This is a genomic window from Specibacter sp. AOP5-B1-6, assembly GCF_052376555.1.
In the GTDB taxonomy this organism is placed as follows: Bacteria; Actinomycetota; Actinomycetes; order Actinomycetales; family Micrococcaceae; genus Specibacter.
The window spans coordinates 1-23,859 of the sequence record NZ_JBQSVT010000032.1 but is presented as its reverse complement, the minus strand read 5'-3'; the positions used below and the strand labels follow the sequence as shown (position 1 = coordinate 23,859).

The window sequence follows — 23,859 nt, the reverse complement described above, 5'->3', positions numbered from 1 at the left end:
CCGGCGGATGTCACTCCAGGGGACAGATATTGTTGAGCCATGCCTGAATCAGTGACGCCAAAAGGCGCCTCCGCGCCCGACCGCCGCTCAACGGCAAGAGCAATTCGGGCGCTGGCCATCCCGGCCTTTGGCGCCCTCATCGCCGAGCCGCTGTTCCTCCTGGCTGACTCGGCCATCGTCGGACACTTGGGTGTTCCGCAGCTGGCAGGGGTGGGTTTGGCTGCGACGGTTCTCCAGACCGTAGTGGGACTCATGGTGTTCCTGGCATACTCCACCACCCCTGCCGTTGCACGGTTGTTGGGAGCCGGGCGGCATGCTGACGCCCTCGCTGTTGGTCGGGACGGCCTGTGGCTGGCAGCACTTCTTGGCCTCGTGCTTGCCGTTGCAGGCATGTTTGCCGGGGGCGGGCTGCTCAATGCCATGGGCGCCAGGGGCGACGTATTTGAATACGCACACGAGTACTTCATGATCAGCCTGGCGGGAATACCCGCCATGCTCCTGGTAATGGCAGCCATGGGCGTGCTGCGCGGCCTGCAGGACACAAAGACGCCGCTGCTCGTCGCCGCAGCCGGTTTTGGCGTGAACATCGTCATGAACTTCTTCTTTGTCTACGGCCTGGGGATGTCTGTTGGCGGTGCCGCCTTGGGTACCGTCATCGCCCAATGGGGCATGGCAGCCGTGTACCTTGTCATCGTTGGCCGGGCAGCCCGCCGCCATGATGTGGGACTCCGTCCCGACTGGGCGGGGGTCCGCGCGGTCTCACGCGTGGGCAGCTGGCTCATGCTGCGCACCTTGTCGCTGCGCGCCGCCATCCTGGTCACAGTGCTCGTGGTGACGGCGCAGGGCCCCACGAACCTGGCCGCCCACCAGCTGGCGATGACACTCTTCAGCTTCCTGGCCTTCGCCCTTGACGCACTTGCCATCGCCGCCCAAGCCTTGATTGGCAAGGAGCTTGGGGGTGGGAACATACCGCAGGTCCGGGTCCTGACCCGGACCATGACGCGCTGGGGTCTTGGCTTTGGCGTGCTCACCGGGCTGGGGCTGTGGGCGGCGTCCGGCGCCGTCGGGTGGATCTTCACCACGGATGCGGGTGTCCATGCCGCACTCACCGCGGCCCTGCTCGTCATGGCCGTGGGACAGCCGCTGGCCGGGTACGTCTTTGTGCTCGACGGCGTTCTCATCGGGGCAGGGGACGCCCGCTACCTGGCCTTGGTGGGCGTGGGCAACCTGGTGATCTACCTGCCGTTGCTGTTCTGGGTGTCCCACCTGCAGTTTGGCGACACCGTGTCCGGGATGTTCTGGGTCTGGGCAGCGTTCAGTGTGGGCTACATGGGGGCCCGCGGACTGACGCTGGGGCTGCGTGCGCGCACCGGCCGGTGGATGCAGGTCGGCGTGCCTGCCAGCCGCGGCTAGACTTGCAGGGTGAGTGAAACTGCCCTGCCCCAGCCTGCCAATGCCAACCACGCCGTGGACGGCACCGCCCCGTTGTGGCAGCCTGTGCTGTTGCGGGCGCTGGCCACACTGGCTTTTGGCCTGATTACAGTCTTTTGGGGAGCGCCGGGGGCCCTGGGCCTCTGCGTCCTTTTCGCCGCTTACTTCCTGGCGGTGGCCGCAGCCCAGTATGTGGTTTTGCGATCCGTTGCGCTTCCCCTCGGTGACAGGCGGCGGCTGGTGGTGCTGGGCGCCTCCGCCCTGCTGGCCGTAAGCGGCGTGGTGGTGGCCGTCTCCGTCAGCGCGGTTGTGGCCGCCTGGCTTGGCGGCGCGGCCCTGGCGGTCATGGGTGCCGCCGAACTTTTCGCTGCACTGCACAAGCCTGCCGGGAGCTCCCGAGCCAAATCCTCACTTCGCAGCGACTGGATGATCTCCGGCATCCTCGGCCTGGGCACGGGAATTTTGCTGCCCTTCTTTGCCGCGGCCGGGCCGCATGCGCTGATGGGTGTCGCCGGCGGCGGGGCCTTGATGACGGGAGCGTTGTGGACATTGTCAGCCCTCACATTGCGCCATGACGGCGGCAGGGCAAAAGCCCAGTAAACTAGGCACCGTATGTTCTACTGTGCGTAGAATCGCGTGGTGCCTGAGACACCAAACAAGCCAAAGGACCAATTGTGGGCAGTGTAGAGCCGCAGAACCCGAATTCGCGTAATTCCATCAAGTTTCCCCTCAGCTTCTCGTTCGCCTTGGGTGCCGTTGCCGGACTTGTCACCCTGGTGGTGTCCGCCGGCGGAACTGACCACGGGCTCCGCTGGGACCTGGGCGCCATTGCCTTCGGCATCGCTTTCGTGGCCACCCTCCTTATTGCCTCCCTGCTGGTCATGGGCCACAAGGAAAATGACCCCTCCCTCAGTGAAGGTTCAGGAGTGAACCGCAGGTCCTCCGACCGTTTGGGAAAGACAAAAAACGACGCCGAGAATGGTGCTGCCCGGACTGGCAAGGACACTGACGACGACGGCGAAACCGCCGGGCACTAAGCCCGCAGCAGGCCCTCGGCCGCCCCTGGGCGAGGGTCCGATGTGCTGCCGCGTCCCAAGCCGCGGCATGCCTCTCACGACGGCGCGGCCGTTACCGCGGCCGTGCCTCTTGCCGGCAGTCGCGCTGTCTCACCGCAGGGCCGCCAAGCTGCCCTGGATGCGGGCAAAAACGGACGCATCCACCTCAATGCCATTGCGCTTGAGCACCAGCACGGCAGCGCCGACCATGCCGTCCTCAACCAACACGGGCGTGATCGGTTCCGTGGTCCCGGCCGGCTCTGCTGTCCCGGCTGTCAGAAGGTCGACCACTGCCGATGCCACTGTCCCACCCTTGGTCAGCACACTTCCGCCAAAAATCAATGGCTGATCCGTCATGCGGAACGACCCGGCCCCGGCCGCCTGCGCGCCCGGAAGTGCCGCTCCGGCGAAAGGCGGGACGAGGGGCACTGCTTGACCCGGCCCATCACCAGCAGCCCCATCAGCTGCAGCCTCGTCTGAGGCACCCTCGCTGACGGCCAGCAGGGTGCGGGCCAGGGCCTGGGCCGCGCGCTCAATGATGTCCCGGGCAACGATGTCGTCAGGCGCGGCAAACACCAGCGGGGCAAAACGTGAAAGCTCAATGGCGCTGCGCTCGTAGACCTTGAGAATCAGCTGCTGCTGGGCGCGGAGCCGGCCCTGGGTGCGTGCGCCGGGGTCAAGGGTGATGTCCAGCTCGGCCAGCACGAGTCCGGTTAGGGAAGTTGCCTGGCCGCGGCCATCAAGGGCCGACGCGACGGCGCGGGCGACCTCCCTGCCCAGCCAGAAGCCCGCACCGGCGTCCCCCAGCAGCCAGCCGGTCCCATCGGCAACGGCGGCCAGCCGGCTGCCTGCGATGCGGGCACCGACGGCGCCGGTGCCCGCTATCAATGCGCACCCATGGTCATGATGGGTTCCAGAGTAAAAGGCTGCCAATAAATCAGATTCAATCATCACATTTCCGGCCAACCCGAGTGTGGCGAACCGGTCGCGGAACAGCTGTGTCGGCAGTTCAAGGGATGCGCCGGCCATCGCCAGCAGTACTTCCGAAAACGGGGCGGGCGCGTCCCCGAGGGCCGCGGCCGAAGCCTGTGTGAGTGCCTCCAGGGCCGGTTCAAATCCGCGGGAAACCGGGTTTCCACCCCCTGCTGTCCCGTACCCGAGACAAAGTCCCGAGGAATTGAGAATTGCGGCCCTGGTGGAGGTGCCGCCGGCATCAATGGCAAGGAAATTAGGCATCGTTATCATTCTGTGTCTAGGTGTGACTTGACTTACATGCGGGACGATAATAGTTTTCATTATGTACCCACTTAGAAGAAATGGATTTTCACATGTCAACCTTCACGTCCCCTCTCGCAGCGGTGACAGCTGCCGGCGTCGTGAACCGCATTCAGGCCAAGCTACCTGACATGCCGGCAGCCATGGCAAAAATCGGCATTTTCCTTCTGGAACATCCCCAGGCTCCCTTGGAACTTTCGATCATGGAACTGGCGGAACAAACCAAGACCTCTCCTGCCACTGTGACACGCTTTTGCCGCCTGCTGGGCTACGCCGGCTATGTCCCCTTCCGGGTCAGCATCGCCTCCGAGCTGGGCCGCAGCGACGCCCGGGAGTCCTGGAAGGCTGACATCGGACGCGCCTTTGGCCCCGATGATTCCCCGCGGGATGTGCTCAGCACCCTTGTCAACGCCCACACGCGTTCACTGGAGGAAACTGCGGCCGTCATGGACCTGTCCTTGATGAACAAGATTGCCCGCCGCATCGCCATGAGCTCCCACGTGGATATCTACGGCATTGGCGGCAGCGCAGTCATGGCCGAGGAGCTGCAGTCGCGTCTGTATCGGATTGGCATCAACGCCCACCACTGGTCGGAGGTCCACGCCGGCCTGACAAGTGCAGCGATCCAGGACACCAACACCGTGGCAATCGGCATTTCAAATACGGGCCGCACCGACGAGACGCTGCAAATGTTGCGTGAAGCAGGCGAGGCCGGAGCACTGACGGTGGCCCTGAGCAACAACCCGGGTTCCCCACTGGCTGAGAGCGCCGATGAATCCATCATCACCTCTGTCCATGAGCAATTCCTGCAGCCGGACGACCTCTCCGCCAAGCATGTGCAATTGCTCGTCATCGATGTCCTGTATTTGCTTGTGGCCCAGGTGAATTTCGCTCAGACCACCTCAAAACTCGCAGCGTCCGCCATGGCCGTGTCGCCGCACAGGCGTCCCACCCGGGCTGCCCGCCTTGAAGTCAGTACGCACCGCGGCCAGCGCAAGATTGGAAAGGGTGAAGATCATTCCTGACACCATTACCGCCTTTGGACTTGAAGTCTCCGGCAGGCTTGAGGCCATCACGGCATGGGCTGTTGCCGGCGGCGTCAGCGACGCCGCCACCGCAATGGCGGACGCACTCGCCAGCGGGGGCGTCATTCAGGCGTTCGGCACCGGCCATTCCGAGGCTTTCGCCATGGAGATCGCCGGCCGCGCCGGGGGACTGATTCCCACCAGCAAAATCGCCCTGCGCGACCTGGTCCTCCATGGCAACCGGGACGTTGCTGAGCTGGACTCGCTGGAAGGCTCCGTACTGGAGCGTGACACGGGGGTTGCCGAGGAGCTGTTCAACCTCTCCCTTGTCGATCCGCGCGACATCTTCATCATTGCCTCAAACTCCGGTGTGAACGGCTCGATCGTGGGATTGGCCCTGGCTGCCAAGGAACGCGGCCACAAGGTCATCGCCGTCACCAGCATCGAACACACCAACGCTGTCGAAACAAAACATCCCAGTGGGCTGCGGCTCAGCGAGATTGCAGACATTGTTATCGACAATCGTGCGCCCTATGGCGACACGACCCTCGAAGTTTCCGGCGGAGGAGGTGTTGGTGCCGTCTCCTCGATCACGGCCGCGTACATTGCGCAGCTGCTGACCATTGAGACGACCCAATGCCTGATCCGTGCAGGGAAGAAACCGCCCATCTATATTTCAGCAAATATCCCGGGCGGGGACGAACACAATACCGCACTGGTGGGCCAGTATGTTGGCCGGCTCAGGCGTGAGGCATGATTCCAACGGCACGTAGTTGAAGTCAGCTACATCGCATGAAGTCAGCCGAATGAATTGCAGTGAAATGCAGTAACTGTACTAAAAAGTACAACGCCGTACCGATTTAGCGCTCGTACCATCAATGGAAGGCAGTACACAGAATGAACATTCAAAACAAGCCTCTGCAGCGTCGCGGGTTCCTCCGCGGAGCCCTGGCCACCGCCGTGCTTTTGCCCTTGGGTGGAGCCTTGGCATCCTGTGCGGGCGGCGGCGACTCGTCGTCAAGCTCGGCCGCACCGGGCGGAGAAGTGGACCCCCAGAAGAACCCGTTCGGTGTTGCCTCAACGGGCAAGCTTGACGCGGTCATCTTCAAGGGCGGGTATGGCATTGACTACGTAGAATTTGCCGGCAAGATCTTCGCCAAGAACTTCCCCGACGTTGACGTCAGCATCAACCCGTCCACCGACATCGCCCAGGAACTGCAGCCACGCTTTGCCGGTGGCACCCCTCCTGACTTGATTGACAACTCGGGTGCCAAGTCCATTGGCTTCAGCACCATCCTTGACCAGCTCGAGGACCTCCAGTCAATCGTCGATGCGAACAACCTCGAAGGCACCAAGATCGCTGACACGCTCTTCGACGGCGTGCTGGCACCGGGCACATTTGACGGCAAGCTCGCGGCCATCAACTACGTGCTGACCGTCTACGCCTGGTGGTACTCCGCCAGCCTGTTCAAGGAGAACGGCTGGACCGTTCCCACCACCTGGGACGAAGCCTACGATCTCGGCGCCAAGGCCAAGGAAAAGGGCAAATACCTGTTTGTCTGGGGCAAGGAAGCCGCAACGTACTACCAGACCATGGCCATCGAGTCGGCCATCAAGGAAGGCGGCGATGAAGTCCGCCTCAGCCTTGAAAACCTGAAGCCCGACTGCTGGTCACTGCCTGCCGTCCAGAGTGTCTTCACCGCCATGGAAAAGATTGTCAAGGCCGGCTTCTTCAAGCCCGGCGGCTCCGGCACCGTGTTCACTGCTGCACAAGCCCAGTGGAGCAACGGCCAGGAAGCTCTGCTCTACCCTTCCGGTTCCTGGATCGAAAACGAGATGAAGGACCAGACCAAGGCCGGCTTTGAAATGACGGGCGCTCCGGTTCCGGTTGTTTCCGACAGCCCGAAGATCGACCAGCAGGGCGTGCGCTCCGCAGGCGGCGAGCCCTTCATCGTCCCGACAAAGGGTGCGAATCCTGCTGCAGGCAAGGAATTGCTGCGCATCATGCTCTCCAAGGAAGCTGCCACCAACTTCGCCAAGGAAAAATTGGCTCCGACAGTTGTCAAGGGTACCGTTCCTGCCGACGGCTTCGGTTCCACCGCACTGGTCTCCCAGACCGGCATGTTGGAGAAGGCAGGCAAGAACATCTTCACCTGGAACTTCGTGGACACCTACGGGATGAACCCCGACCAGCTGGTGCCGTGGAACTCCTTCCTTGACGGCAAGCTCGACGTGGCCGGCCTGACCAAGGCCCTGCAGGAGATCACCGACAAGGTTGCGAAAGACGACTCGGTTACGAAGATTGAAGTGAAGTGACTCAAGCAACACAAGACGTGCGATCGGGCGGTGGCGTTGTCGCCACCGCCCGGCGGCGCCGGAAAAAACTGACATTCGACAAGGTCAGCTTCATGGCGGTCTTCCTGGGACTGCCGCTGGTGATCTATCTGGTCTTTGTAATCTCGCCGTTTGTCCAGGCGGTGTACTACTCAATGACCAGCTGGGGCGGCTTCGACAACAACATGCCGTTCATTGGCTTCGACAACTATGTCAAGCTCTTCAACGACGACATCTTTATGATTTCGGTGCGCAACAGCGTCACCTTGGCCGTCTTCCTGCCGGTCATCACCGTGATTTTGTCGCTTATCCTGGCCACGCTGGTCACGATTGGCGGCAGCAGCCGAGGGCAGATCAAGGGACTCAAGGGATCCGGCTTCTACCGCGTCATCTCCTTCTTCCCCTACGTCATCCCCGCCGTTGTCATCGGCATCATTTGGCAGCAGATTTTCAACCCAAGCAATGGTCTGCTCAACGGCATCCTGACGGGCATCGGCCTGGAGGGGTTCAAGGACTACCCGTGGCTGGGTGACTCACGCACGGCCATGATCGCCTCCATGTTTGTCATTGTATGGGGCTTCGTCGGCTTCTACATGATCTTGTTCATTGCGGCCATCAAGGGCATCCCGGCTGAGACGTTTGAGGCTGCCCGCATTGACGGTGCGGGACGTTTCCGCACTGCAATCAACATCACCATCCCGCTCATCCGCGACAACATCCAGACGGCCTATGTCTACATGGGGATCCTGGCCTTGGACGCCTTCGTCTACATGTCCGTGTTGAACTCCACGGGCGGACCGGAAAACTCCACGCTCGTCATGTCCCAGAAACTGTTCTCCACGGCCTTTGGCAAGAGCCAGTTTGGCCTGGCGTGTGCCATGGGCGTGGTGCTGGCTGTCATCACCCTGCTCTTCTCTGCGCTCGTATTCCTGGTCAACAGGATCACCGGCGGCAGCAAGGATGTGTCTGAATAATGTCAATCCAACTTTCAAAAACCACGGCGCTCAACGACCATGTTGAGCGCAAGGGGCAGGACACCAAGGGTGACAAGGTTGTAGCCGGCGTCTCGCACACCATGCTCGCCCTTTGGGCGCTGCTGGTGCTTATTCCCCTCGGCTGGACCCTGCTGTCGTCGTTTAAGACCACGTCCGAAATTTTCGCCTCGCCCTTCGCGCTTCCCGCCGACTGGAAATTCGAAAACTACATCAACGCCTGGAATACCGCCGGCATTGGCCAGTACTTCTTCAACACCGTCATCGTGGTGGGGTTTGCCCTCGTCATTGTGATGGTTCTGGGTGCCATGTGTGCCTATGTTTTGGCCCGCTACGTGTTCCCGGGGTCGCGCGCCATCTACTACCTGATGCTCGCGGGCCTGACGTTCCCGGTCTTTCTGGCCATCGTGCCCTTGTTCTTCATCCTGAAGAACCTCGGACTGTTGAACACGCTCCCCGGCCTGATCATTGTGTACGTGGCGTTCGCGCTGCCCTTCACCGTGTTCTTCCTGTTCTCCTTCTTCAAGGCACTCCCGAACGAGATTGCCGAAGCGGCCCAAATTGACGGTGCCGGTGAATGGCGCACCTTTTTCCAGGTCATGCTGCCCATGGCCAAGCCGGGCATGGCCTCCGTTGCCATCTTCAACTTCCTGGGCCTGTGGAACCAGTACCTGATCCCGGTGGCCATCAACACCAAGCAAGAGAACTATGTGCTCTCGCAGGGTATTGCACGGTACGCGGGCCAGATGGGCTATGCGGTGGACTTCGGCGCACTGTTCGCGGCCGCCATCATTGTGATTGTCCCTGTTTTGATCATGTACGTCCTGTTCCAGCGCCAGCTCCAGGGCTCGGTGTCGGCGGGGACCATGAAGTAGTTTCCTGCACCATCGAATTGCCCGCAAGGGGCCCGCATCTGTTGGTGGTGCGGGCCCCTTGCGGTTTGCTCCCGGCCTGGAGCTGGGACAAGCGGTGGCTGCCCAGGGTTCGGCTCACTGTTGCCTGGCTCACTGTTCCGGGCGTTGGTCGGACTTTCGACGGCGGTACGCGGCAACGTGGGCCCGGTTGCCGCAGTTTCCGGTGTCGCAATACCTGCGCGATCGGTTCTTGGACAGGTCGATCACCACGGCGCAGCAGTCGGGGGCTGCGCACACCTTCAAGCGGTCGAGCTCCTTGCCTCGAATGACATCCGCCAGGGCCATGGCCGCTTCCACGCCCATGCGCTGGGCAAGAGGCGCGGCGGGTGCTGTTGCGTGCAGGTGCCAGTCCCACTGGTCGTGCCTGACAAGCTGCGGCAAGGCCTGTGCGCGCGCAAGCAGGGCATTGACCATGCTCGCGGCAGTTGTCTCGCCAGCCGTAAAAATTGTGCGCAATTCCCGGCGCATGTCCCGCACTTCCGCCAATTCAGCGGCAGAGCGCTCGCGTGACCCTGAAAACTGCTCCTGTTCAACAAAGGCGTCCAGCGCGGCCAGGGTTTCCAGTGAGTCGGGGCCTGTCACCTCGTTGTCGGCGGCAACTGTAATGGGTGCCGTGTTGATGAGGTTGACGGCAGAGAGCAGCGCCACCTCCGTGTCATGACTAAAGACCATGTTGACTCCTGACATTGCGCGAGCGTAGTGTCACTAGCATAACGTCAATCACTCCTGACATGGGGAATTTCATGACCACTCCGATGAACACTTTCCCACTGTCCGGGCCGGTGGCACGCAGGGCCCTGGCGTCGCCGGCGCTCCTGCTGGCCTTCGTCTCGGCCGCGGCTTTTGCCTTGTCCGGCTCCTTTGCCAAGTCGTTGTTCGACGTCGGCTGGTCGCCCGGCGCCGCCGTTGCCGTCCGCATTGGGGGTGCCGCCGTCGTGCTTCTCATCCCCGCACTTCTCGCCCTGCTGCGGCACTGGTCCGAGGTGAAAGGTTCGCTGGGGCGGATCGCGATCTACGGAGTTGTGCCCATAGCGCTGTGCCAGTTGTTTTACTTCAATGCCGTCCAGCACCTGTCGGTGGGTGTGGCGCTGCTGCTGGAATATCTTTCCCCGGTGCTGCTGGTGGGGTGGGCTTGGGTCATCACGAGGCAGCGTCCTCGTGTGTTGACTATTGTGGGCGCCATCAGCGCCATGTCCGGCCTGGTGCTGGTCCTGGATGTGGCGGGAAGCCAGAAGGTCAGCATTGAGGGAATCCTGTGGGGGCTTGCCGCGGCGGTGTGTTCGGCCGTGTTCTTCATCATGTCGTCCCGGACGGGCGACAAGGTCCCGCCCATTCTCATGGCCGGCGGCGGAATGGTGTTTGGTGCGGCCATGATCCTGGGGCTGGGCGTGGTCGGCGTGCTGCCCATGGTGTTCACCTTCAACAATCCCGTGTTTGCCGGGACCGAGGTGCACTGGCTGGTGCCGGTACTGGGCCTGGTGCTGATCACCACTGTCTTCGCCTACATCCTGGGCATCATCTCAACGCGCGGGCTGGGCTCAAAGGTGGCGTCCTTTGTGGCCTTGTTCGAGGTGCTGTTCGCGGTGATTTGGGCGTGGATCCTGCTCGGCGAGCTGCCCCGGGCGGTCCAGCTCCTTGGCGGGCTGTGCATCATGGGCGGTGTGGTGCTGGTCAGGCTGGACGAGCTGCGCGGGCCTCCCCGCCGCGGCCCGTCCCACGCCGTCGACCTTGACACTGATGCTGGTTCTGATCCTGACGGGTTGCCGGCCGGCAGGCTACCTGCCGAAGCGCCGCAGCCGTAGCGAGTTGGCCACCACCAGCACCGAGCTGGCGGCCATGGCGGCGCCGGCGATCATCGGATTGAGCAGCCCCAGCGCGGCGACCGGGATGCCGATGGCGTTGTAGAAAAAGGCCCAGAACAGGTTCGTCTTGATGGTCCCCAGGGTCTTGCGGGACAGCTCAATGGCGGTGGCCACCTGTCCCAAATCGCTGCCCATGACCGTCAGGTCGGCGGCCGCGATGGCAACATCCGTGCCGGATCCCATGGCGATGCCGAGGTCGGCCTGCGCCAGGGCGGCGGCGTCGTTCACGCCGTCGCCGGCCATGGCGACCGTGGCGCCCTCCGCCTGCAGCCTCTTGACGGCTTCCACCTTGCCTTCGGGCAGGACGTCCGCGTAGACATCCTCCGGCGCGATGCCCACCATTGTGGCAACCTGGGCGGCGACGGCGGCGTTGTCGCCGGTCAGCAGGATCGGGCGCAGGCCCAGTTCCTTCAGCTTGGCGATGGCCTCCTTGGACCCGGCCTTGACGGTGTCCTTGAGGGCGATCAGACCCGCAGCGTCACCGTCCACCGCAACCCAGATTGCCGTGGTGCCGCGTTGCTGCTGTTCCAGCAGTGCAGTCTTGGCTGCCTGTGAAAGCTCGACGCCGTTTTCCTCCAGCCAGCCTGCCCTTCCGGCCAGCACGGTGTGCCCTTCGATGACGGCACGGACGCCGCCGCCCGGTGCCGACATGAAGTCGGACAGTTCGGGGAGGGTGCCATTTTCGCCAGCCTGTTGGCGGGCGTGGGCCGTGATGGCGTGGGCGATGGGATGTTCGCTGTGGGATTCGACGGCCCCGGCCAGCCGCAGGATTTCGGCGGCGGGCACCTGGGTGAGGGGAACGACGTCGACCACTGACAGGCGGCCCTCGGTGACGGTGCCGGTCTTGTCCAGCAGGATGGTGTCCACCGTGCGTGTGTCCTCGAGGACCTGCGGGCCCTTGATCAGGATGCCCAGCTGGGCGGCGCGGCCGGTTCCGGTCAGCAGGCCGACCGGCGTGGCCAGGCCCAGGGCGCAGGGGCAGGCGATGATCAGTACGGCGACGGCTGCCGTGAAAGCGGCTTGGATGTCGCCGCTGAGAAGCAGCCAGAGGGTGAACGTGACCACCGCGATGACGAGCACGATCGGCACGAACACGGCGCTGATGCGGTCCGCAAGACGGGCGATGGGCGCCTTGGCTGCCTGGGCGGCGCTGACCAGCCTGCCCATTTGGGCGAGCGTGGTTTCGCTGCCGACGCGGGTGGCCTTGACGAGGAGGCGGCCGGAGGTGTTGATGGTGGCGCCGGTGACCGTGTCATTGACGGTGACGTTGACGGGCAGGGATTCGCCGGTGATGAGGGAGGTGTCGATGGCGGAGGTGCCGTCGGTGATGATGCCGTCGGTGGCGATCTTCTCGCCGGGGCGGACCACGAAAATCTCATCCACGGCCAGTTCCGCCGCCGGAATTTTGACCTCGACGCCGCCACGAAGGACGGTTGCCTCCTTGGCGCCCAGGCTGAGCAGCGCCTTGAGTGCGTCGCCGGCCTTCGCCTTGGCCCGCGCCTCCAGGTAGCGGCCCAGCAGCAGGAAGGTGACGACAACGGCCGAGACCTCAAAGTACAGCGGGGCGTGGCCTGCCATGGTGTTGCCGTGTTCGGTCATCATCGGGTCCAGGCCGAGTTCCACGGCGGAAAACAGGAACGCGGCGCTGACGCCGATGGAGACCAGGGTGTCCATGGTGGAGGCGAGGTGGCGGGCATTGATTGCTGCCGCGCGGTGGAACGGCCAGGCCGCCCACGTCACCACGGGCAGTGTCAGGATGCCGGCAACCCAGCCCCAATGCGGGAACTGCAGGGCCGGGAACATGGAGACGAGGAAGACTGGGATGGTCAGGACCGCAGCCAGGATCAGGCGCGGGCGCAGGGTGGACGCCGTGCCGCCATGGGCCATGTGGTCCTCATGGGAACTATCTGCCTCGTCGTGCCCGGCATGCTCGCCGGTGTGGCCGCCCTGCGCGGAGCCGCCTGCTTGGGTGGCACCCGGGTGGGAATCGTGCGGCAGGGGGTGTCCGGCGTCGTGCTTGATGGCGCGCTGGGCCGGTGGGTTCTTCAGCCGGGCCTTGTAGCCGGTGGCCTTGACGGTGTCGATGATTTGTTGGTCGGTAATGCCGGCGGGGACCGTGACCGTAGCTGTTTCCAGCGGGAGGTTCACGGAAGCGCTGACGCCTTCGAGTTTGCCCAACTTGCGCTCAACCCGGCTGACGCACGAGGCACAGGTCATGCCTTCGATGTCGATCTCGACCATGCGGGGGCCGGGTATGGCGGTTTGGGACAAAATGTCTGAGGCGCTCATGGCGCTCCTTACTGTGGTGGCCTGAACGTTGGAGCTTCAGGCACTGTTGGTTCAGGCATTGTTGGCGACGACCAGGTAGCCGGCTTCGGCGACGGCCTCGCCGATTTCCGCGGGGTCGAGCGTCAGGGTGGAGGTGATGGTGACCTCGGAGACGCCACCGGCATTGAGGTCAACGGTGACGTTTTCAACGCCTTTCAGGCCAGTCAGTTCCTCGGTGACGGAGTTGACGAAGTGCCCGCAGGTCATGCCTGAAACGTTGATGGTGGTGGTGTTGCTCATGTGATTAGCTCCTGAGTAGGCGGGAAATGGCGGCGGTGGCCTCGGAAACCTTTTCGGAGACGATCTCCGGGTTCCCGGTGGCCTGGGATTCGTTGGCGGCATTGACGACACAGTGCGCTATGTGGTCTTCGAGCAGGCCGATGCTGACTGCATGCAGGGCCTTGTTGACGGCTGCCATTTGGGTGAGGATGTCGATGCAGTACTTGTCCTCCTCGACCATCCGGGCAATGCCGCGCACCTGGCCTTCAGCGCGTTTGAGGCGCCGCAGATAGGCCTGCTTTTCGTCGGTATAGCCGTGGCTGTGCTGTTCTGTGTCCATGTGCGCTGCGTCCATGTCTGCTGTGTCCATAACCCCAATGTATACCCCCATAGGGTATGGGTCAAGTACCCCCTGGGGGTATAGCCGCCGTGCCGGTGCGCCCAGAACGTGGCCCGGCGGCGCAAGTTACCAGCAGGTAACCCTTGCCGGGCCGTGGTTGCGGTGGTCGACTTTAACCCATGGAAAACAGTGAATCTTCGGACGTCGTGCGCTCCGGAACAACCCACCTGCTGGCCGTGGGCACGAAGAAGGGCCTGTGGCTGGGCACGAGCCCGGACCGTGTTAATTACACCTTCACCGGGCCGCATTTCTTGATGCAGGAGATTCCCAGCATCGGCATCGACACGCGTGGTGGTGCCACCCGCATTCTCGTGGGCCTGCGCAGCGAGCACTGGGGGCCCACGGTGGCGCACTCCGACGATTTTGGCGCCACCTGGCACGAACCCGAGAACGGTGCCATCATCTTCCCGGCCGACACCGACACCGCGTTGGAGCGGGTGTGGCAGATCCGACCCGATTCTGCCGGACGGCCGGGCGTTGTGTGGGCCGGCTGCGAACCCATCTCCGTCTGGAAGTCCGTGGACGGCGGCGAACATTTCGAACTGAACAGGGGATTGTGGGACCACCCCCACCGCCTTGAATGGGGTGCCGGATTTGGCGGCGCCGCAGCCCACACCGTCTTGCCCAGCCCCGCCGACCCCAACACCATCCACGTGGCCATGAGCACCGGCGGCGTGTACCGCAGCACGGATGCAGGCGCGTCGTGGGAGCCCCGGAACAAGGGGATCGGCGCAACCTTCCTGCCGGAGGAGACCCCGGAGTTCGGCCAGTGCGTCCACAAGGTGGCCCGCGACGCCAACCGGCCCGAGGTGCTGTTCGCGCAAAATCACGGCGGCGTATACCGCAGCGGCAACAACGGCGACACGTGGGACTACATCGCCCGGGGCCTGCCGGCGGACTTCGGCTTCACCGTGCTCACCCACCCGCGCCGCTCCGGCACCGCGTGGGTCATCCCCATCAAGGCCGATGCCGAGCGGATCCCGCCGGACGGACAGCTTGCCGTGCACCGGACTGACGACGGCGGGGAGTCCTGGACGCGTCTGGCCGACGGTCTGGCGCAGCCCGAATTCAACGTGGTGCTCAGGGATGCCGCGGCCGTTGACACGGCCGAGCCGGCGGGGCTGTTCTTTGGCACCCGCGGCGGCACCGTGTATGCCAGCGCCGACGAAGGCGGGCATTTCAGTGCGGTCCTCACCCACCTGCCGGACGTCTTGTGTGTCCGTGCCGCCGCCGTCGAGCTGTAGCGGACCGGACGTGGCCGGGGAAGTGAAAGTGCTGGTGCCGAGACTGCTGCAGCCCCTGGTTGGCGGCAGTGGGGAATTGCGTCTTGACGTGGGGGAGGGGGCCAGCGTTGCCGAGCTGCTGGATGCCATCAAGGCCGAGTTTCCCGTCTTTGACCGGCGGCTGCGCGATGAAACCGGGGCGCTGCGCAGATACGTCAACATCTATCTGGACGGCGACGAGCTGCGGCGCCTGGATGGCTTGAAAACCCGGGTGGCCGCGGGCCGTGAACTGATGGTGATCCAGTCAGTGGCGGGAGGCTGACATGAGCACCGTCATACCATCACGTATTCAAATACGGGATGGTATGCTTGTGGAGTGAAAAACCTCAGCCACCCGGAAATCCCGTTGCGCCGCACACGGGCCGAGAGTCGTGAGGAGACCAGGGCGCGGCTGGTCGACTCTGCCATCGAGCTCTATGCCCGCCATGGCGTGACGGCAGTTTCCCTCCAACTCGTTGCCGAGCATGCCGGCTACAGCCGCGGCGCGTTCCACAGCAACTTCAGCGGCAAGGACGAATTGCTCGACGCGGTCTCGAGCGCCGTCATCGCCTCCCTGGCACCGCAGTTGGGCGCCATCCTCACGTCCAGCGCCGACAGCCTGGCGCGACTGGAAGGATACATCCGGTGCTACGTGCAATTCTGCGCGGAGCGCCCGGAGCGGGCCCAGGCCCTGATTGCCATAGTGCGCGAACAAAGCCAGCAGCAAAGCGGCAGCTACGAGGCCCGCGCTGGGGAGAGCCTGGCCGGGATTGTTGAGCTTTTTGCCGCCGGGCAGCGTGCAGGGCAGATGCGTGCCTTTGACCCGGGGATGATGGCGTTGACGCTCCGCAGCGCCCTCGACGCCCACTCGATGGAATTCAGCCGCAGCGCCACACATTCCGGGACTGCACAGCCCGGGTGGGAGCAGCTCGCAGACGAGATTGCGAACACCTTTATTCAAGCGACCCGAAGGACCAGCAATGACTGAACGGACATTCAGGGTGACGGTGCGCGGCAGATTTGGCGTGCTCGACGGCGGGCAACGCGCCGAGCTGCTGGCACGGCAGCACGACCACGGGATTTTTTCAGCGCGATTCACACCCGAGGGCATGTTCCTGTACGAGCGGGAACTGGTGAACTTCCAATTCAGGTACGAGCTGACATCCAACGAGCCCAGCCCCGCCGACGCCGAAGTCGAGGTCGCCATGGTGGCTAAAGAGCTGACTGCCGGCGCCCTGCTGTCACGGGGACTGACGGGCCGGATACTGAAAGTCGCCCTGACCAGCATGGACAACATCAAAACCCGGCAACCGGCGGAAACCTCATGAGCGGCGCCGGCCGGGCGGCCCTGCTTGACCTGCTCGACACGGCCGCGGCTGCGACATTGGTGCTTGACCGTGCCCTGGCCAGGATTGGCCTCGGTGCCGACGAACTGCGGGTGCTGTCCGCCGTGGCGGCCGGCGGGCCGGCCGGCACATCAATCAGCAGTGCGGCCGGTGCACTGTCCGTGCCTGGTTCCGCAGCCCTGCGCCGCGTGCGGCCGCTGGAGAAGCTGGGATGGATCGAACGCCTCGGACCGGCTGCCTTCATTTTGACGGAGAGCGGTCAGGGAATCGAGGCCGAGGGCCGGGATATTTGCGCCGACGCCACCGAGCGGTACCTCGAGTCCTGTTTCAGCAGCGCTGAACGCGAAACACTCTCGGCCCTGCTGGCGAAGACGGGCCCGGCTCCCAGCGACGATTAGCGATTCCGAATTTTCAGGTTCCGCGAAGGCCAGGGATGAACAGGTCAGGGATGAACCATGGCCTTCAGCGCCCCCGGAGTGGCGCCTGCCGTGAGAGCAGCCTCAACGGCGTCGAGGCCGTGCGTCGAGGTGACAAGTCCGTCAAGGTCGATGTCCCCCGACGCCGCCAGGGCAATGGCCGTCGGCCACGTATTCGCGTAGCGGAACGTGCCCGTGATCATGAGTTCCCGGCCCTGGACCAGCGGCACGGGCAGGGCGATGGTGTCTGCGCCCATGCCAACCAGGACGGCGCGCCCGCGCGGGGCGAGCCGGGCCAAGCCGCCCAGGATGGCCCGCTCGGCGCCACTGGCATCAATGAACACGTTGAACTCCGGCTCGACAGGCGGCTGTTCGGCCGCCGTGAACGTGTGCGCCGCGCCGTATTTGCCCGCAATTTCAAGGCGCTCGGCGCGCACGTCCGTCAACGTGACGATGGCGCCCGCCAGCTGCGCCACCTTTGAAATCAGCAGTCCGATGGGGCCGGCCCCGGCCACGAGAACCTTGTCGCCGAGCTGGATCCGGCCCGCAGCCCTGGCCGCAAGGGCCACGCTGAGCGGCTCCAGCAGGGCAGCCGCATCGTCGGAAACAGCGTCGGGGACAGGGTGGCAAAACGCCGCCGGGTGCACCGCATATTCGGAAAATACGCCGTCGATGGGAGGCGTGGCAAAGAAGCGCACGCCCGGGTCAAGGTTGTAACAGCCTGCCAGCGACTGTTCCGAGAGCGGATCGGGGATGCCCGGTTCAAGGGAGACCCGCTGGCCAACCTCACGATTCGTGACGCCTTCACCCAATGCCACAACGACGCCGGCGGGCTCGTGGCCCAGGACCAGCGGCGCCTCGACGACGAAGCTGCCGATCCGGCCCTCGGTGAAGTAATGCGTGTCGGATCCGCACACGCCCACCGAGCTGATGCGCACCAGCACCTCGCCGGGACCAGGCGCGGGCACGGAGCGCTGCTCGGTGCGCAGCTCGCCCTGCCGGACCAGGACGGAGGCCGTCATGGATTCCGGGAGCGGCGATGCGGAAGTGGCGGTCTCAGTATTGCGCGTTGCCATGGTGTTACTTCACCGCACCCATCGACAGCCCGCGAACGAGCTGCTTTTGTGCGACCCAACCGGCAATGACGACCGGCAGCGACGCCAGTACCGAGGCGGCTGACAGCTTGGCCAGGAACAATCCCTCACTCGTCATCTGCGAGACGAGGAACACCGGCACCGTGGCGGCGTTGGCGGCGGTGAGGTTCAGGGCGAAGAAAAACTCGTTCCAGGCAAAGATCACGCAAATCAGGGCCGTGGCTGCCAGTCCCGGCGTGACCATGGGAATCAAGATGGTGCGCAGGGTCTTGATCAGTCCGGCGCCGTCCATGGCCGCGGCCTCGAGAACCTCGGCCGGCACTTCCTGGAAGAAGGAGCGCATCATCCAGACGGCAATCGGCAGGTTCATGGCCGTGTACAGGATGACGAGCGTGCCGATGTTGTCCAGCACCTTGAGCTGCCCGGCGATGACGTAGATGGGCATGATGACCGCCACGACGGGAAGCATCTTGGTGGAGATGAAGAAGAACAGCACATCCGAGGTTTTCTTCACCGGCCGGATGCTCACGGCATAGGCGGCCGGCACAGCCAGCAGAATGACAAGGATCGTCGAGACACCCGTGGCGATCAACGAATTCAGGAAGTAGGCGCCCGCACCGTTGCTCAGCACCGCCTCAAACTGCTCGAAGGTGGGGACGAAGAAGAACACCGGCGGGTTCGACGCCGCGGCCGATTCGGGCTTGAAGGCCGTCATGACCAGCCAGATCACGGGGGCGAAGAAGACAAAGGCAAGCAACCACGTAACTGTGGTGATGCTGGAACCGGTGAAACGCCGTCGTGCCTCACGGGACTTCCGCTCAGCGGATTTCGGCGCCGGGGAAACGGCGGCTGCCGGCTTGGGGGCGGGGGGAGTGAAGGTGTTGGTCACGGCTTAGTCCTTTGCGTCAAAGCTGCGGAAGATCAGGCGGAGGGCGAAGGTGGCGATGATGATCGTGGCGATGACAACCACAACGCCCATCGCGGCGGCCTGGCCGATGTCGAAGCCCAGGAAGGCCCGCTGGTAGATGTAAAACGGCAGGTTGGCGCTGGCGGTGCCCGGCCCGCCGGCGGTCATGAGGTAGATCTGGTCAAAGGTGTTGACGACGTAGATGGTGCCCAGCAGCACGCCCAGCTCAATGTAGCGGCGCAGTTGGGGCAGCGTGACCCAGATGAACGTCTTGGTCCAGCCGGCGCCGTCGATCTGCGCGGCTTCCAGGACATCCTTGGGCTGGGACTGCAGCCCGGCCAGGACCAACAGCATGGTGAACGGGGTCCACTGCCACACCAAGGCCATGAGGATGGAGACGATGGGGTGCGACGCCGTCCAGTCGACGGGCGGGATGCCCACCAGTGAGATCACCCAGTTGACCAGGCCGAAGCTCGGGTTCAGCATGGAGATGCTCCACAGCGTGGCGCCGGCGACGGGCATGATCAAAAACGGGGTGATCAGCATGGTGCGCACAATGCCCTGGCCGCGGAACTTGCGGTCCAGAAGGAGCGCGAAGATGATGCCAAGGACCATGGCAAGGAAGACGCAGCCAAGAGTGATGACAATGCTGTTCAAGGCCGAGCTGCGGAACGTGGAATCCAGGAAGATGTCCACATAGTTCTGCAGTCCGATGAACTGGTTGCCGTCGGGGCGCAGCAGGTTCCAGTTGCGCAGCGAGTACCAGATGGTGACCAGGAAGGGCAGCTGCGTAATGACGATGGTAAAGATCAGTGCCGGCAGGAGTGGCCCGCGGCGGCGCCACCCCTCAGCCCTGGAGACGCCGGAGCCGTCCCCGCTGTTCTTGGCGTCCCTGCCGCTTTTGCGGCCGTGTTGTTTGAGGTTGTGCTTGTCAACCAGCGTGGTAGCCACTACTTGCCTCCTTCTTGGTAGGACTCGGCAACGGGCACGGCGTATTGCTGGGCCTGCTTGAGTGCTTCGTCAACTGTTTTTTGCCCGGCAATGGCGGCCGAGATTTGCTGGCTGACCCGGGTGCCCAGGTCCTGAAATTCCGGGATCCCCACAAACTGCAGGCCCGGGTAGGGGACGGGGTTGACCATGGACGTCTCCTGCTTGGCGTTGTACATGGCGTCAAGGGTGGGCTTGGCGTAAGCCTCGGCGACGGCCGCATATTCGGGGATCTCATACGTGGACTGGCGGCTGCCGGGAGGGACGCGTTCCCAGCCGATCTGGTTGCCGACAAGCTTGATGTAGTCCTTGTTCGTCATCCAGGAGACGAAGTCCCAGGCCTCGTCCTTGTGCTCGGAGGTGGTGGGAATGGCCAGCGACCAGCTGTACAGCCAGCCCGCCGACTCCGTCTTCTCCACCGGCGCCGGGGCGTATTTCGACTTCCCGGCAACCAGTGAGGATGACGGGTCTTCAATGCTGGAAACCATGGCCGTGGCGTCGTACCACATGGCCGCCTTGCCCTGGCTGTAGCGGGTGATGCAGTCCCCGTAGCCGCTGGTTGCGGCGCCGGGCTGGCCGGCGTCGTGCAACAGGTCCACATAGTCGGTGACGGCGGCGTTGACCTCGGGCGAATCCAGCTTGGCGTTCCAGTCCATGTCGAACCATTGGCCGCCGTAGGTGTTGATGACGGTGCCCAGCGGGGCCATGACCTCGCCCCAGCCTGCCAGGCCGCGCAGGCAGATGCCGGCGAAATCCTTGTCCGGGTCGTTGAGCTTGCGGGCAATCGCGCCGATCTCATCCCAGGTGGGGTGCTCCGGCATGGTGATGCCGGCTTCCTTGAACAGGTCCTCGCGGTAGACCAGGAACGAGGACTCGCCGTAGAACGGGACCGAGTACATGTCGTCCTGGTAGCTCAGCGCGTCCTTGATGGTGGGGATGAAATCGTCGGTGTCGTAACCTTCAGTGGCGTCGGCAAGGGGCTGGAGGTTTTCGATCCAACCGTTTTTGGCCCACATTTCGGTTTCGTAGTTGGAGATCATGACGACGTCGAACTCACCGCCGCCGGTGGCGACCGAGGCGGTGATCTTGGCGCGGGCCTCGTTCTCGGGCAGGGTCACGAACTTGACGTTGACGTTGGGGTGCTTGGCCTTGAAGTCATCCTGCAGGGAGACGGCGTCCTTCATCTGCGGGTTGGCCACGATCGCCACCACGATGGTGTCCTGCGCGGATCCGGCGGGCGCGCAGCCGCCCAGGGCAAGCATTGCGGCGGCGGCAACGGCCAACAATTTGGCTGCCCGGGTGCCCGTGCGGCTGCGGGGCGCTTTCGGGGCGCGGAATGGGGGGAACTTCATTGGTCACTCTCAATCTCGTTGCTCATTTGAGAAGATGATCTCGCTCATTTGTTAAGTGACTCTAGTCATATATACTCATTTGAGCAAGAGCAATCGCTCAAATGTTTCAGTTTAGGAAGGTGCACCGTGCCGGAAATATCCCATGAGGAGCTGCTGGCCCGCATCGGGCGGGCTTATTACCTTGACAATCAGTCGAAGGTTGAAATCTCCAACGAGCATGGAATTTCACGGTTTCAGGTGGCGCGCTTCCTGGATGAGGCCCGCGCCCGGGGGATTGTTCACATTGAAATCCGCACCCCGGGCAGGGCGGCGGCAATCGATACGGAAGCGCTGGCCGCGGCGCTGGGGATTCGGCGGATCGTGGTCGTGGCAACAGTTGGCGACGACTTCCAGCAGCGGGACCTGCAGGCCCACGCGGTGGCGGACGAGCTGATGCGCGAGGCGCGCACAGGCATGACGGTTGGCATTTCCTGGTCCCGGACCCTGGACCTGGCCGCACGGCATGTGCCGGAACTGCCCAAATGCAATATCGTCCAGCTGGCCGGGGCGCTCCCGGTCCCTGGCGGAGGCAACCCGCTGGAGCTCATCCAGCGCCTGGGGCGTGTGGGCGGCGGACGGACCTGGCCCATGTGGGCGCCCCTCGTCGTCGACAGTGCCGCAACGGCCACAGGGCTGCGCCGCCAGCCGGAGATCGCCGACGCCATGCGCAAGGCGGACTCGCTGGACCTGGCAGTGGTGGCCATCGGCGCCTGGGCCCCGAACCTGTCGACGGTGTGGGACCGCGTGGACAACGCGGTGCGCCGGGACGGCGTCGACAAGGGTGCCGTCGCCGAGTGTTCCGGCCGGTTGCTGGCCGGGGACGGAACGGCCGTGGTTGCGGAGCTCGACGCCCGGATTCTGTCCGTCACGGTGGAACAGTTGCAGCGCACCCCCAAGGTCATTGCCGTGGCCCAAGGTGCTGTGCGTGCCGACGCCGTGCGCGCCTGCATTGCCGCGGGGATTGTCCACACCCTCGTCATGGATGAGTCCCTCGCCATGGCGCTGCAGGAATTTTCTGCCGGCCACGGGGTGTCGGCATGAGCGCCGCATTGGCCGCCGATGCCGTGAGCGCCGAAACTGTTGCAGAGACTGCTGCAGGCGAGATTCGAACGGAGCCCTCAGCAGCCAGGCGGGCAGGCAGGCCGGCAGGCAGGCTGGTGGTGGGTGTTGATTCCTCCACCCAGTCGTGCAAGGTTGTGGCCGTTGATCTGGCCACCGGGGCGCAGGTGGCTGCCGGCGCCTCGTCGCATCCGGACGGCACGTCCATCGACCCCCATCTTTGGACGTCCGCGCTGGAGGAAGCGTGGAATGCGGCGGGGATTCCGGGGCTGGGGACGCGGGTGGCCGGTGTGGCTGTGGCCGCCCAGCAGCACGGCATGGTGGCTGTTGACGGGGACAATGAGCCCGTCCATGATGCCCTGTTGTGGAACGATGTGCGCAGTGCCGAAGAAGCCGGCCGCATGGTTGCCGAGTTGGGTGCGAAAGCATGGGTGGATGCGGTCAATCTGCTCCCCGTGGCCTCCTTTACGCTGACCAAGCTGGCGTGGCTGGCCAGGCACCGCCCCGACGCGGCCGCCCGGCTGAAAACCGTGGGACTGCCGCACGACTGGCTGAACCTGCAGCTCTCGGGGGCATGGTCCACCGACCGCAGCGACGCCTCCGGCACCGCTTATTTCGACCCGGTTGCCAACAAGTACCGGGCCGAGCTGCTGGAACGGTTCTTCGGCGCCGCGCCCTCCCTGCCCCAGGTTCTCGCGCCCAACGAAAGTGCCGGGCAGCTGCTCCCGCGCTGGGGCTCAAGTGCCGCCGTCGTTGGTGCCGGCATGGGCGACAACGCCGGTGCGGCACTGGGCCTGGAATTGGCGCCGGGGGAGGTGGTCGTCTCGATTGGCACCTCGGGCACCGTTTTTACCGTCTCCGAGGAGCCGGTGCACGACGTTTCGGGGCAACTCGCGGGCTTTGCCGACGCCACGGGGCGGCACCTGCCGCTGCAGGCGACCATCAATGCCGCCCGCGTGATGGTGGCCGGTGCCGCCATGCTCAACGTTGACCTGGCCGAATTTGACCGGCTGGCGCTCGCGGCCGCTCCCGATTCCGGCGGCCTGACACTGTTGCCTTACCTTGACGGCGAACGCACGCCGAACCTGCCCGATGCCACGGGGTCCATGGTGGGCCTGACCCGCGCCAACATGACGCCGGAAAACCTGGCGCGGGCCTCCGTGCTGGCGGTGTTGAACTCGCTGGCCGACGCGCTGGACTCGCTGGCGTCCTTTGGCGTTCCGGTGGAGCGGGTGCTGCTCATTGGCGGCGGTGCGAAGTCCCGGGCGCTGCGGGAGGCGGCGGCCACGGTGTTTGGCGTGCCCGTTGATGTCCCTGAACCCCGCGAATACGTGGCCCTGGGTGCCGCCCGGCAGGCAGCCTGGGCAGCCACCGGGGAGCTGCCCGTGTGGGGCCGGCAGATCGAGGAGTCCTTCATACCCGACGGCGGATGGGGCGCCAAGGTGCGCGGGCGGTACGTTGCTGCCCGGAAGGTGGTCTACGGGCAGTAGACGACCCCGGCCGGTATTCGGTGCCCGGCCGGTGCCGATGACGTGGCAGGCTGGCGACAGGAGGGCAAAGTT

At 64.3% G+C, this 23,859-nt stretch carries 25 protein-coding genes; 16 read left to right on the top strand and 9 right to left on the bottom strand.

The window, feature by feature from the left end; translation table 11 throughout:
• Window positions 1–39 precede the first annotated feature (39 nt).
• The 3 genes from ACT3TS_RS14760 to ACT3TS_RS14750 all read left to right on the top strand — a co-directional run bounded on the left by ACT3TS_RS14760 (window position 40) and on the right by ACT3TS_RS14750 (window position 2,468).
• Window positions 40–1,413 carry an MATE family efflux transporter gene (locus tag ACT3TS_RS14760; RefSeq protein WP_444532273.1) on the top strand — a complete coding sequence of 458 codons (1,374 nt, stop codon included), beginning with the start codon at window positions 40–42 and terminating at the stop codon, window positions 1,411–1,413.
• A 9-nt stretch (window positions 1,414–1,422) separates the two neighbouring features.
• The gene (locus ACT3TS_RS14755) at window positions 1,423–2,031 is read left to right on the top strand and encodes a hypothetical protein (RefSeq protein ID WP_444532272.1); all 609 of its coding nucleotides are present in this window, start codon (window positions 1,423–1,425) and stop codon (window positions 2,029–2,031) included.
• A gap of 74 nt (window positions 2,032–2,105) precedes the next feature.
• The gene (locus ACT3TS_RS14750) at window positions 2,106–2,468 is read left to right on the top strand and encodes a hypothetical protein (RefSeq protein WP_444532271.1); all 363 of its coding nucleotides are present in this window, start codon (window positions 2,106–2,108) and stop codon (window positions 2,466–2,468) included.
• A 129-nt stretch (window positions 2,469–2,597) separates the two neighbouring features.
• On the opposite strand, the gene ACT3TS_RS14745 is transcribed toward ACT3TS_RS14750, so the two are convergent.
• The gene (locus tag ACT3TS_RS14745) at window positions 2,598–3,722 is read right to left on the bottom strand and encodes an N-acetylglucosamine kinase (RefSeq protein ID WP_444532270.1); all 1,125 of its coding nucleotides are present in this window, start codon (window positions 3,720–3,722) and stop codon (window positions 2,598–2,600) included.
• A gap of 92 nt (window positions 3,723–3,814) precedes the next feature.
• Between ACT3TS_RS14745 and ACT3TS_RS14740 the strand changes: the two genes are divergently transcribed.
• The 5 genes from ACT3TS_RS14740 to ACT3TS_RS14720 all read left to right on the top strand — a co-directional run bounded on the left by ACT3TS_RS14740 (window position 3,815) and on the right by ACT3TS_RS14720 (window position 8,987).
• The gene (locus ACT3TS_RS14740) at window positions 3,815–4,786 is read left to right on the top strand and encodes a MurR/RpiR family transcriptional regulator (protein ID WP_444532269.1); all 972 of its coding nucleotides are present in this window, start codon (window positions 3,815–3,817) and stop codon (window positions 4,784–4,786) included.
• Entirely contained in the window at window positions 4,770–5,543 is a 774-nt protein-coding gene (locus ACT3TS_RS14735) for a sugar isomerase domain-containing protein (RefSeq protein WP_444532268.1), read from the top strand. The genes ACT3TS_RS14740 and ACT3TS_RS14735 overlap by 17 nt, the downstream gene beginning before the upstream one ends.
• A 140-nt stretch (window positions 5,544–5,683) precedes the next feature.
• The gene (gene ngcE / locus ACT3TS_RS14730) at window positions 5,684–7,102 is read left to right on the top strand and encodes an N-acetylglucosamine/diacetylchitobiose ABC transporter substrate-binding protein (protein WP_444532267.1); all 1,419 of its coding nucleotides are present in this window, start codon (window positions 5,684–5,686) and stop codon (window positions 7,100–7,102) included.
• Window positions 7,099–8,094 (top strand): carbohydrate ABC transporter permease, encoded by a 996-nt coding sequence (locus tag ACT3TS_RS14725; protein WP_444532266.1) that lies wholly within the window; start codon window positions 7,099–7,101, stop codon window positions 8,092–8,094. The genes ngcE and ACT3TS_RS14725 overlap by 4 nt, the downstream gene beginning before the upstream one ends.
• 101 nt (window positions 8,095–8,195) lie before the next feature.
• Window positions 8,196–8,987, top strand: a complete 792-nt coding sequence (locus ACT3TS_RS14720) for a carbohydrate ABC transporter permease (RefSeq protein WP_444532287.1) — start codon at window positions 8,196–8,198, stop codon at window positions 8,985–8,987.
• 129 nt (window positions 8,988–9,116) lie between these two features.
• On the opposite strand, the gene ACT3TS_RS14715 is transcribed toward ACT3TS_RS14720, so the two are convergent.
• Window positions 9,117–9,698 (bottom strand): CGNR zinc finger domain-containing protein, encoded by a 582-nt coding sequence (locus tag ACT3TS_RS14715; protein WP_444532286.1) that lies wholly within the window; start codon window positions 9,696–9,698, stop codon window positions 9,117–9,119.
• Window positions 9,699–9,769: 71 nt separating this feature from the next.
• On the opposite strand from ACT3TS_RS14715, the gene ACT3TS_RS14710 reads away from it, so the two are divergent.
• Complete coding sequence (locus ACT3TS_RS14710; protein ID WP_444532265.1) at window positions 9,770–10,828, top strand: EamA family transporter; 1,059 nt, start codon at window positions 9,770–9,772, stop codon at window positions 10,826–10,828.
• On the opposite strand, the gene ACT3TS_RS14705 is transcribed toward ACT3TS_RS14710, so the two are convergent.
• Genes ACT3TS_RS14705 through ACT3TS_RS14695 form a run of 3 tightly spaced genes read right to left on the bottom strand, consistent with a single transcriptional unit; the run spans window position 10,802 to window position 13,805 of the window.
• Window positions 10,802–13,177 (bottom strand): heavy metal translocating P-type ATPase, encoded by a 2,376-nt coding sequence (locus ACT3TS_RS14705; protein WP_444532264.1) that lies wholly within the window; start codon window positions 13,175–13,177, stop codon window positions 10,802–10,804. The two genes, ACT3TS_RS14710 and ACT3TS_RS14705, sit on opposite strands and share 27 nt — an antisense overlap.
• Window positions 13,178–13,228: 51 nt before the next feature.
• Window positions 13,229–13,456 carry a heavy-metal-associated domain-containing protein gene (locus ACT3TS_RS14700; RefSeq protein ID WP_444532263.1) on the bottom strand — a complete coding sequence of 76 codons (228 nt, stop codon included), beginning with the start codon at window positions 13,454–13,456 and terminating at the stop codon, window positions 13,229–13,231.
• 4 nt (window positions 13,457–13,460) lie between these two features.
• A complete protein-coding gene (locus ACT3TS_RS14695; RefSeq protein WP_444532262.1) occupies window positions 13,461–13,805 on the bottom strand; it encodes a metal-sensitive transcriptional regulator in 345 nt (114 codons plus the stop codon).
• A 149-nt stretch (window positions 13,806–13,954) separates the two neighbouring features.
• Here ACT3TS_RS14695 and ACT3TS_RS14690 point away from each other — a divergent pair, with 149 nt between their 5' ends.
• From ACT3TS_RS14690 to ACT3TS_RS14670, 5 genes are read left to right on the top strand one after another with little or no spacing between them, the layout of a single operon-like run.
• On the top strand, window positions 13,955–15,079 hold the full coding sequence (locus ACT3TS_RS14690; protein WP_444532261.1) for a WD40/YVTN/BNR-like repeat-containing protein: 1,125 nt from the start codon (window positions 13,955–13,957) through the stop codon (window positions 15,077–15,079).
• Window positions 15,080–15,107: 28 nt separating this feature from the next.
• Window positions 15,108–15,380: a MoaD/ThiS family protein gene (locus tag ACT3TS_RS14685; protein ID WP_444532260.1), complete on the top strand. Its 273-nt coding sequence runs from the start codon at window positions 15,108–15,110 to the stop codon at window positions 15,378–15,380.
• Window positions 15,381–15,434: 54 nt separating this feature from the next.
• Entirely contained in the window at window positions 15,435–16,085 is a 651-nt protein-coding gene (locus ACT3TS_RS14680; protein ID WP_444532259.1) for a TetR/AcrR family transcriptional regulator, read from the top strand.
• Window positions 16,078–16,425, top strand: coding sequence for a DUF6204 family protein (locus ACT3TS_RS14675; protein WP_444532258.1), 348 nt, complete (start codon window positions 16,078–16,080; stop codon window positions 16,423–16,425). The genes ACT3TS_RS14680 and ACT3TS_RS14675 overlap by 8 nt, the downstream gene beginning before the upstream one ends.
• On the top strand, window positions 16,422–16,841 hold the full coding sequence (locus ACT3TS_RS14670) for a MarR family winged helix-turn-helix transcriptional regulator (RefSeq protein ID WP_444532257.1): 420 nt from the start codon (window positions 16,422–16,424) through the stop codon (window positions 16,839–16,841). Before ACT3TS_RS14675 ends, ACT3TS_RS14670 begins: the two co-directional genes overlap by 4 nt.
• Window positions 16,842–16,885: 44 nt before the next feature.
• Here ACT3TS_RS14670 and ACT3TS_RS14665 read toward each other — a convergent pair whose 3' ends face one another.
• From ACT3TS_RS14665 to ACT3TS_RS14650, 4 genes are read right to left on the bottom strand one after another with little or no spacing between them, the layout of a single operon-like run.
• The gene (locus ACT3TS_RS14665; RefSeq protein ID WP_444532256.1) at window positions 16,886–17,935 is read right to left on the bottom strand and encodes an NAD(P)-dependent alcohol dehydrogenase; all 1,050 of its coding nucleotides are present in this window, start codon (window positions 17,933–17,935) and stop codon (window positions 16,886–16,888) included.
• A gap of 4 nt (window positions 17,936–17,939) precedes the next feature.
• Window positions 17,940–18,842 carry a carbohydrate ABC transporter permease gene (locus ACT3TS_RS14660; RefSeq protein ID WP_444532255.1) on the bottom strand — a complete coding sequence of 301 codons (903 nt, stop codon included), beginning with the start codon at window positions 18,840–18,842 and terminating at the stop codon, window positions 17,940–17,942.
• Window positions 18,843–18,845: 3 nt separating this feature from the next.
• Window positions 18,846–19,811, bottom strand: coding sequence for a carbohydrate ABC transporter permease (locus ACT3TS_RS14655; RefSeq protein WP_444532254.1), 966 nt, complete (start codon window positions 19,809–19,811; stop codon window positions 18,846–18,848).
• Window positions 19,811–21,199, bottom strand: a complete 1,389-nt coding sequence (locus tag ACT3TS_RS14650; protein WP_444532253.1) for an ABC transporter substrate-binding protein — start codon at window positions 21,197–21,199, stop codon at window positions 19,811–19,813. The genes ACT3TS_RS14655 and ACT3TS_RS14650 overlap by 1 nt, the downstream gene beginning before the upstream one ends.
• A gap of 126 nt (window positions 21,200–21,325) precedes the next feature.
• On the opposite strand from ACT3TS_RS14650, the gene ACT3TS_RS14645 reads away from it, so the two are divergent.
• Both ACT3TS_RS14645 and xylB read left to right on the top strand, forming a co-directional pair.
• Complete coding sequence (locus tag ACT3TS_RS14645; RefSeq protein ID WP_444532252.1) at window positions 21,326–22,279, top strand: sugar-binding transcriptional regulator; 954 nt, start codon at window positions 21,326–21,328, stop codon at window positions 22,277–22,279.
• Entirely contained in the window at window positions 22,276–23,787 is a 1,512-nt protein-coding gene (gene xylB / locus ACT3TS_RS14640) for a xylulokinase (RefSeq protein ID WP_444532251.1), read from the top strand. The genes ACT3TS_RS14645 and xylB overlap by 4 nt, the downstream gene beginning before the upstream one ends.
• The last annotated feature ends 72 nt before the right edge of the window (window positions 23,788–23,859 follow it).

What these genes read in the sequence shown, in the direction of transcription:
- ACT3TS_RS14705 (WP_444532264.1), bottom strand. Translation starts at nt 13,177, where the DNA reads ATGAGCGCCTCAGACATTTTGTCCCAAACCGCCATACCCGGCCCCCGC.
- ACT3TS_RS14675 (WP_444532258.1), top strand. Translation starts at nt 16,078, where the DNA reads ATGACTGAACGGACATTCAGGGTGACGGTGCGCGGCAGATTTGGCGTG.
- xylB (WP_444532251.1), top strand. Translation starts at nt 22,276, where the DNA reads ATGAGCGCCGCATTGGCCGCCGATGCCGTGAGCGCCGAAACTGTTGCA.
- ACT3TS_RS14710 (WP_444532265.1), top strand. Translation starts at nt 9,770, where the DNA reads ATGACCACTCCGATGAACACTTTCCCACTGTCCGGGCCGGTGGCACGC.
- ACT3TS_RS14745 (WP_444532270.1), bottom strand. Translation starts at nt 3,722, where the DNA reads ATGCCTAATTTCCTTGCCATTGATGCCGGCGGCACCTCCACCAGGGCC.
- ACT3TS_RS14695 (WP_444532262.1), bottom strand. Translation starts at nt 13,805, where the DNA reads ATGGACACAGCAGACATGGACGCAGCGCACATGGACACAGAACAGCAC.
- ACT3TS_RS14760 (WP_444532273.1), top strand. Translation starts at nt 40, where the DNA reads ATGCCTGAATCAGTGACGCCAAAAGGCGCCTCCGCGCCCGACCGCCGC.
- ACT3TS_RS14720 (WP_444532287.1), top strand. Translation starts at nt 8,196, where the DNA reads ATGCTCGCCCTTTGGGCGCTGCTGGTGCTTATTCCCCTCGGCTGGACC.
- ACT3TS_RS14700 (WP_444532263.1), bottom strand. Translation starts at nt 13,456, where the DNA reads ATGAGCAACACCACCACCATCAACGTTTCAGGCATGACCTGCGGGCAC.
- ACT3TS_RS14690 (WP_444532261.1), top strand. Translation starts at nt 13,955, where the DNA reads ATGGAAAACAGTGAATCTTCGGACGTCGTGCGCTCCGGAACAACCCAC.
- ACT3TS_RS14665 (WP_444532256.1), bottom strand. Translation starts at nt 17,935, where the DNA reads ATGGCAACGCGCAATACTGAGACCGCCACTTCCGCATCGCCGCTCCCG.
- ACT3TS_RS14740 (WP_444532269.1), top strand. Translation starts at nt 3,815, where the DNA reads ATGTCAACCTTCACGTCCCCTCTCGCAGCGGTGACAGCTGCCGGCGTC.
- ACT3TS_RS14715 (WP_444532286.1), bottom strand. Translation starts at nt 9,698, where the DNA reads ATGGTCTTTAGTCATGACACGGAGGTGGCGCTGCTCTCTGCCGTCAAC.
- ngcE (WP_444532267.1), top strand. Translation starts at nt 5,684, where the DNA reads ATGAACATTCAAAACAAGCCTCTGCAGCGTCGCGGGTTCCTCCGCGGA.
- ACT3TS_RS14650 (WP_444532253.1), bottom strand. Translation starts at nt 21,199, where the DNA reads ATGAAGTTCCCCCCATTCCGCGCCCCGAAAGCGCCCCGCAGCCGCACG.
- ACT3TS_RS14670 (WP_444532257.1), top strand. Translation starts at nt 16,422, where the DNA reads ATGAGCGGCGCCGGCCGGGCGGCCCTGCTTGACCTGCTCGACACGGCC.